We start from the raw sequence: 548 nt of genomic DNA on the forward strand, positions 1-548 counted from the left end.
CCAGCTCTTCATCATCCGGCACTATCTCACACTTGATGACCTGCCAACGGCGATCTATTCCCAATTAACCGAATACAGTCAGCCGGGACATATGCGGGCGGAACATGTGTTAATTCAAGAAATGGGTCAGGTGCCTCTTTAACCAAAACAGGGAAAACTAATTATGGGTAATGCAGTCAAAATCGGAGATATCGGTACAGAGCACGGTGATTGTTCCGCAACTCCCGTGATTACCGGAGCTAGTACGGTTAAAGTTGATGGAGCTTATCTTGCACGACAAGGTGACGCACTGGTTTCTCATTCGTCACATTCACGGGCAATCGCCGGGGGATCCGGCTCCGTATTTATTGAGGGAAAACCTGCCGCCAGAACGGGAGATGCTGTTGATTGTGGCGGTGTCGTGATTGGCGGTGGCAGTGTAAATATTGGTTAAGGAGATAAAAATGACGTCAACAAAGGCAGGTTCAGCAATATGTGGTTGTGAAAACCCGGATGATTGCACACATAAGATTGATGTGACATTAGGTGATAAGACATTTAGTTATGAA

General features: G+C 46.7%; 1 protein-coding gene. It reads left to right on the forward strand.

Going from position 1 to position 548, the window contains the following annotated elements; all coding sequences use genetic code 11:
- Nucleotides 1-163 precede the first annotated feature (163 nt).
- On the forward strand, nucleotides 164-433 hold the full coding sequence (locus tag Xmir_RS22345) for a PAAR domain-containing protein (protein WP_099116124.1): 270 nt from the start codon (nucleotides 164-166) through the stop codon (nucleotides 431-433).
- Nucleotides 434-548: the final 115 nt, after the last annotated feature.

The sequence above is a fragment of the Xenorhabdus miraniensis genome (assembly GCF_002632615.1).

Excerpts from the sequence above, each read along its gene's own strand:
- Xmir_RS22345 (WP_099116124.1), top strand. The coding sequence starts at position 164 with ATGGGTAATGCAGTCAAAATCGGAGATATCGGTACAGAGCACGGTGAT.